Here is a 7,209-nt window from a genome sequence, read left to right as displayed (position 1 = left end):
GGTCAGAAGAGTATTCGAGCCTGCGGGTCTGATAAGAAAAGCCCAGCGCTGCCACTGCTTCACGTCACAAATCCAGTACAGCAGTGTGAATAACAGAACGGCTGCTCCGATGCTATAGAGCGACCATGTTGGCGTGGCGCGAATCTTCGAGATGCCGAGCGGCGTAAGCATCCATCCCGTGGCAAATGCCAGGAGACCGAAACCTAAGGCGAGATATATAGCATGATGCAGGGTGCCGCGGACCGTCGCTGACAGATAGATGGATGAAGTAACGGTGCCGGCCATGATGATGCAACACATCGCGCCATTACCGAACGGCCACACATAAAGAGGAAAGCGCCCGGGGAAAACCAGCCATCCCGCAGTGGAGAAGGCACACAACGCGAGCAGCAGGGCAAACCACGCGACTGGCGCCCACGCCCAGCGACGGGTTGGAATATACAGGATCGCGACGGCGAGGTGGCTGTATCCAATGAGCCCGAGTATCTCCGGGTAGGAGCCGTCGAGCCAGGCGATTCGGCCATTGGATGTAGAGCGGCGAAACAGTGCAAGCAGCACAATCACGCCGGCGAATCCAATCACGCGAAGTATCTGGCCGTAGCGTTGGGCGCGCAAAGATTTTCCATAAACATTCAGATACAAGGCTGCGCAAATCAGCGCGAGGAGCCCCCAGGTACTGCCTCGCATTCCCATCCGCGCCGCATCTGCTTTTTCCGCGTTGGCGAGGATCTCTCCTAATACAACCAGCGCCAGCGCACGCAATGCGATGTGAGCCCACAAGGCTACCATGGATGGCTTGCGCCGGAGCCGCCGGGTTACTGACAAGGGGAGAGACAGACCTACCGCAAACAGGAAGAATGGAAACACCATGTCCACGTAGGTCATGACGTTGTCTTTGGCGTGAGCGTGATATGTCCACCAGGGCAGGCCCCGCACCTCTGATAGAGCGTTGACAAAGATCATCACGGCCATCGTCAATCCGCGAAAGATATCGATCGAAACTATGCGCGGGGCGGGCGCTCGCGCTGTCTCCGGTTCGCGAACGACTTCGTTCGTCCATGTTTCGAGGGATGGGTTCATCTGTCGATCCGCATCAATTCGATCGGTACCTCAATCATCTGAATCATTCGTCGGGCATAAGCGCCTGTTCGCAATTCTAATCTCGACATTGGCTCCGTTTCAGAATGATCCGTTCGCCACGGTTGGACCCGAGATCCGCATATGCTGCACAACTGCCCACAGTGGCTGCGAGCTCTCTCATTGCTTCTCTTTCATCTGTCAGCTAAGGTGATTGCGGAGATTCGTTTTGAAAGTCTATTTGGTTGACGGAACGTATGAGCTGTTTCGCCACTACTTTGCGGTGCCAAAGGCGCGCGATGCGCGGGGTCGCGAAGTGGGAGCGGTGCGCGGCGTGCTTGCATCGATGCTGGCCATGATGCGCGAAGGCGTCACACATATCGGCGTTGCCACCGACCATGTAATCGAGTCGTTTCGCAATCAACTTTGGGCTGGTTACAAGACCGGTGAAGGGATTGAACCTGATCTGCTTTCGCAGTTTCCAATCCTTGAGGAAGTTCTCGCCGCAGCCGGCATCGTTGTGTGGCCGATGGTGGAATTTGAAGCTGACGACGCCCTCGCGGCCGGGGCGGCGCAGGCCTTGAAAGACCTTCGCGTCGAGCAGGTTGTCATATGCACTCCCGACAAGGACCTTGCCCAGTGCGTTCAGGGATCGCGGGTGGTGCAGTTGATTCGACGTACCGGAGTCACCCTCGATGAAGCTGGCGTTGTAGCCAAATTCGGCGTGCCTCCTGCGTCAATCCCGGATTACCTCGCGCTGGTTGGCGATTCCGCCGATGGCTATCCGGGCCTTGCAGGATGGGGAGCAAAATCCACCTCGTCTGTTCTGGCGAAGTTCGGCCACATCGAATCCATCCCAGCCTCGGCTCAGGAGTGGCATATGAACGTGATGAACTCCGCTTCATTGGCCGCAACTCTTGTGCGCGAGCGAAAACTCGCACTCCTCTTTAGAACTCTTGCCACTCTCAGGACGGATATTCCTCTCTTCGATAATGTGGACCAGCTACTTTGGACAGGACCGCGCGCGGGTTTCGATTCAGTCGGCCGATTGCTCGACGAGGCCGTCACGGAGAAGAAGCCGAAGTCTGGGGCCGAGGCGAACCGCAATGCGGGTCGGGCGAAGAAGCCCGCGAAGATCCAATAAATCCGGCGTTTCGCCTTTCGTTCAATTTGTCTTGCGATGCGATGAGGCTGCATCATCAACTTCCACAATCTTTCTTCACGCGCAAAAATCTGCTTCGCGGATATCCTCAATGGACATATTGTTCGGGCTTCACAGAGGCAGACGCCGGCGGAAGCTCGGAGGCTTTCGAACCAATGGAGGTATTCGGCATATCGCCCATAACGAGTTCCAACGTGCCGCCATTTGCTATCTCGGAGTGCCTGAACCAGACCTGATCGAGCGGGCGACCATTCAGCCGAATACTCTGCACGTACTTGTTGCTAGCGGAATTGTTGCGCGCGAGAATTACAAAGTCTTTTCCATTTTTGAGGTGAATCGTCGCCTTGTCGAACACCGGACTAACGATGTCATAGATCGGCAGGCCGGGCGTTACCGGATAGAAACCGAGCATCGAAAAGACCACAAACGCGCTCATGCCGCCGCCGTCTTCGTCACCGGGAACACCCTGCAATTCGTCAGTGAAGAACGATTCCAAAAGCATGCGGACTCGCTTTTGCGTCTTCCACGGAGCGCCGAGACGGTCATAGATATAGGGGATGGGGAAGCTTGGTTCGTTCCCCATCGAAAACTGCCCAACCATGGAAGTGGAATCGGGAAACTTCGCCTGGAATTCATATTTTGATCGGCCTAGCGGCGCGCGAAAGAGCTGATCCAGATTCTCCTCAGCTTTGCCTGTACCACCCATCAACGCGATCAAGCCGTTGAAATCCTGCGGCACATCCCAGGTGTACGTGTACCCATTATTTTCGTCGTAGTAGTCGCGTCCGCCCATTCCACCGTCGAATTTAGGGTCGAGGGGCTCAATCCACTTTCCTTCGGCGTCCTTTGGCCACATCAACCCTTTGTCGGCTCGGAAGAGGTTTTTGAAATTTGCAGATCGTTTAAGAAAGAGTTGCTCATCCTCCGGCTTCTTCAACTCACGCGCGAGCTGAGCGATGTTCCAATCGTCGAAACTGTTCTCCAACGTGACAGGGACGGGCTGACGCTTTTCAAAGGGATGGACCTCGGGGTACGTCTCTTTCTCGCCGGGTCGAAGAGCGGGCATAAACCCGTGCTCGTTGTAAAAATCGTCCAGAGGAGTTTTGGGGCCCAGGCGCCACGGGAGCAGCGTCATGTCGAGAGATCGCTTGCGTATTCCCTCGTAAGCCGTCGGCAAATCGAAGTTGCGTACACCCTTGAACCATGCGTCGGCAAACCACGGTGCGGCGTGATTGCCATTCATGCATGCGTAATTTCCGGTGAGAATCGCGAACGTGGGCATAACGCCGGATTGCTGGTACATGCGGACGTAGGATTGGATCTTGTCTGCTTCCATTTCTGGATTGAGCAGCGTCTGAAGGGGCTCCAGAGCGCGGAAGGTATCCCAGAGCCAATTATCGACATAGAAGGGACGCGCATCTTCATGGATTTTGTGATCGAAGGCGCTGTAATAGCGGCCATCCTCGGTGATGTTGATCATCCGTTCGAAACACCGATAGAGAGCGGTATAGAAAACTCTGCGCTGCGCCTCCGTGCCACCTTCCACCGAAATCTGGCCGAGTGTCTCGTTCCATCGTTTCTTTCCCGCATCTTTGACTCGCTCGAACCCCCAGGCTGGAATCTCGCGGTTGAGATTTCTCTTGGCCTGCTCGGCGCTGATGAAGGAGATACCATAGCGAAACTCCAGGACCTTGGCGCTAGGGCTTGAGACGGCAAGGCGCGACTTGCCGCCGATGGCTTCGAGTTTCGATTGGACGGGTGCGCTGAACTCGCCGTAGACAAACGCAGCCATGTCGTTGAACCGTTCTTCGCCAACGACCGCTCCTCCCGGCTGAACATGTATCTCGCCGGCGAGACGGTTCGCAAGCACCACGGAAGCATTCCCTGAGGCAAACGTCATGCGGAAATAACCACTGCGCTCCGTGGCCGTAAACTCCGTGCGAACGCGCTCATCACCGAGGTAGACGGAGTAGTAGTAAGGCGTTGTCGTTTCCTGATCCCAGACGGCTGGCCTGCCGTCTTCACCGGGCATCAAGCTGAACAGTTCCTGCATGCGATGAGAGTTGATAGTCAGGGGGAATGACTCGATGCGATCGTCCATCGCATCCGCCCGCATCGGGTAGACGCGAATCATGCTGTTTGGCATGTACACCGTCGGACGAGTCGGAACCAGCAGGATCCCGACGTTTCCGATGGTCGGATCAACGTACTCCACCTGCGCAGACGCGCGTCCCGCAACGGTTGCCACAATGATTGCGAGCATAGCTTGAACTGCAATTGCACGAGATTTGTTTCTCGTCGCGACACTCACCATTTTGAAATTCGACACAACGCGCACCCCATCCGTTAAGGCGAATACTTTCCCAGGTTCAGAGATGTCCAAGAGCACATCAAGAATAGCCGAAGGATACCTTCGTTCACTTCTGTCCGAATCTCTCACTACCTGGAAAGCCGCACTTGGTCATGCGCTGGCCCATTTCCGACAGCGCAATAAGCGCACCTTCAGCGGGCCTTGGTTGAAGCCGGGGAGCTTGCATGAGACAGTGCCGCGAACTGGCCCTAATCTACGAAGGATGGACGCGAAGACGTCGATGAGCACTTAAGGCGTAGCAGAGGATCTACTTTTTCATAAAGGCGAATTCAGAGAAGTCAAAATCGAGAATGCTCCAACGACAAGCGATAGGCTTTCGTCTGCTCCATAGCAACCCTGCCCATGGATTTCTGAATCATACTTTTAGACGAGATCCACAATTCATCTATTTAAGACGGTTTGCAAACCCGAGCCGGACGAGAGCAAAGCTTGAGAAAGAGAACAATCGACAGCCGATCGGGAAATGGAACAGACGCAACCAGGCGAAAGCATCCCGTAGAACAAGACGGACCCTTGGATGGTTGCAGGCGTCAGGATCGGGCGGGAATGAGACCATCTACGGCTCACAGAAAGCGTTCGGCTGGACCTGACAATGCGCAGAAGAAAAGCGCAAGGGGCTTCATCTCCGGGCTCTTGTCCAAATTAGGTCCGGGTCTGGTTACCGGAGCCTCGGATGATGATCCGAGCGGTATCGCGACCTATTCGCAGGTGGGTGCGCAGTTTGGATACACGCTCCTGTGGACCATGGTCCTGTCTTACCCGCTGATGGCGGCGATCCAGGAAATCTGCGGTCGCATTGGGCGGGTGACGGGTTCTGGACTCGCCGCCAACCTTCGCAAAAATTATCCCAAGCCCCTTCTTGTTGCCGTGCTGTTGCTTATGTCGGTGGCCAATGTGTTCAATCTGGGTGCCGACATCGGTGCTATGGGATCGTCAGTGGCGTTGCTCGTTCCCCGAACCGCTACGCTCTTTACTGTCATATTCGGCGTTTTCTCCCTTTTGACTGTCCTTTTTGTTCCATACACTTCCTATGCCAAATACCTGAAGTGGCTGACGCTCTCGCTGTTTGCGTACATCGGCGTCGCATTTATGGTTCGCGTCTCGTGGCGCGAGGTGCTGAATGCGACGCTTGTTCCTCGCATGGAACTTTCACGCGAATCGTTTGTAGCGCTAATCGCTGTCCTGGGAACCACGATCAGTCCCTACCTGTTCTTCTGGCAGGCTTCGCAAGAAGCCGAAGAGGTAAAGAACAATCGCGGCGAGGAAGCGCTAAAACGTGCGCCGTCCCAGGCGGGAAAGCAGCTGCAACGGATCCATGCCGACACAATGGTTGGGATGGCCTTCTCGAATACAGTTGCTTTCTTCATCATCCTCACCGCCGCGGCTACCTTGCATGCACACGGCATCACGAACATCTCAACATGCGCGCAGGCAGCCTCCGCCCTGAGGCCGATTGCCGGTCGGTTCGCCAGCCTGCTTTTTGTCTGCGGGATTGTCGGAACCGGCTTACTGGCCGTGCCGGTACTTGGAGCATCGGCGGCGTACGGCATTGGTGAAGGCTTCAAATGGAAAACCAGTCTGGAAAGCCAACCTGCCCAGGCACCACAGTTCTATGGGGTCATCGGCATTGCAACCGTGATTGGTTTGCTGATGAATTTTCTTCACCTCGATCCGGTCAAGGCGCTGTTTTGGGCCGCGGCGTTGAATGGACTAGCGGCCGCTCCTCTGATGGCGGTGATCATGCTGATGGCATCAAGCGGTAAGGTCATGGGCAAGTTCAAAATCCCTTCATATCTGCTGTGGACCGGCTGGATTGCTACTGCCGCGATGGCCTGCGTCTGTGTTGGAGTATTCCTGGCCTGGAAATGAGCGGGGACCGCCATTCCCGATTGCTGATTTGGCGTCTAGTATTCGCTCAGTGCTCGTCATGATCAGAGCTAAGCCAGGCGGCCTTTAGATAGTTGTCCGATTGGAAATGGGTCCGGATCGAAAGATATTCTTTCCACCGCAGGTTCTTATCAGCGCAGTTCGGGTATCTGAGCCTCTGATCTGCCGCCTAGGCATCTCATTGTCCGCAACCGAAGTGATGACAGCAAATCTGCTCAACAGCAACCCAGGCGGCACAGCACGCGCTCCAGGTGTGCAACCACCCACGCGCATCCTCTAAGCGCAAAGAACACAACCGTCAGCCCCAGCAGAACCTCCACGATTCCCACCGACCACAGGACCAGCGGACGAATCCACGCCCTCTCATTGACCGCCGGAGCTGGTGCCCGATACACGTAGAGAATTGGGTTCCCCGCCGGATCCTTCGGCCCATCCGTCCACTCCGTCAACTCCGTCGCCTTCACATTTTTCGGTGAGTACTCAGCGACGGGATCTTTCAGCCGCTGCATGACCGACGAATGTACCAGCGCACCATCCGGAATCTGTCGCCATGCACCCAATGGAATGCGGTGCAGTTCCTTGTCTCGGTCCTTGTCGTAGAAGATATGCGGCAGCACCTCCAGTACCCACCACAACGCTTTCAGCGATTTGTGAACGGGCGAACTGTTCGGCTTCTTATACAGCGGCTGGCACGCCGGATACGTCGTCGTTG

Annotated in this window: 5 protein-coding genes; 2 read left to right on the top strand and 3 right to left on the bottom strand. The window is 55.7% G+C overall.

All coding sequences use genetic code 11. From position 1 onward, the window contains the following. Positions 1–1,080 (bottom strand): DUF5009 domain-containing protein (locus WA354_RS25095; RefSeq protein WP_472815767.1); only part of this gene is annotated, 1,080 nt, incomplete at its 3' end. 226 nt (positions 1,081–1,306) lie between these two features. Between WA354_RS25095 and WA354_RS25090 the strand changes: the two genes are divergently transcribed. Further along, positions 1,307–2,221 (top strand): 5'-3' exonuclease, encoded by a 915-nt coding sequence (locus WA354_RS25090; protein WP_472815766.1) that lies wholly within the window; start codon positions 1,307–1,309, stop codon positions 2,219–2,221. Between the two features lie 106 nt (positions 2,222–2,327). On the opposite strand, the gene WA354_RS25085 is transcribed toward WA354_RS25090, so the two are convergent. Next, on the bottom strand, positions 2,328–4,502 hold the full coding sequence (locus WA354_RS25085; RefSeq protein WP_472815765.1) for a GH92 family glycosyl hydrolase: 2,175 nt from the start codon (positions 4,500–4,502) through the stop codon (positions 2,328–2,330). 654 nt (positions 4,503–5,156) lie between these two features. Between WA354_RS25085 and WA354_RS25080 the strand changes: the two genes are divergently transcribed. Next, positions 5,157–6,479 carry an NRAMP family divalent metal transporter gene (locus tag WA354_RS25080; RefSeq protein ID WP_472815764.1) on the top strand — a complete coding sequence of 441 codons (1,323 nt, stop codon included), beginning with the start codon at positions 5,157–5,159 and terminating at the stop codon, positions 6,477–6,479. Positions 6,480–6,712: 233 nt separating this feature from the next. Here WA354_RS25080 and WA354_RS25075 read toward each other — a convergent pair. Then, a partial coding sequence (locus WA354_RS25075; protein WP_472815763.1) for a hypothetical protein occupies positions 6,713–7,209 on the bottom strand: 497 nt, incomplete at its 5' end.

The organism is Occallatibacter sp. (assembly GCF_049802275.1).
In the GTDB taxonomy this organism is placed as follows: Bacteria; Acidobacteriota; Terriglobia; order Terriglobales; family Acidobacteriaceae; genus Telmatobacter.
Note: the sequence above shows the minus strand (reverse complement) of the source record. Positions and strands in the feature narration are given on the sequence as shown.

Excerpts from the sequence above, each read along its gene's own strand:
- WA354_RS25085 (WP_472815765.1), bottom strand. The coding sequence starts at position 4,502 with ATGCTCGCAATCATTGTGGCAACCGTTGCGGGACGCGCGTCTGCGCAG.
- WA354_RS25080 (WP_472815764.1), top strand. The coding sequence starts at position 5,157 with ATGAGACCATCTACGGCTCACAGAAAGCGTTCGGCTGGACCTGACAAT.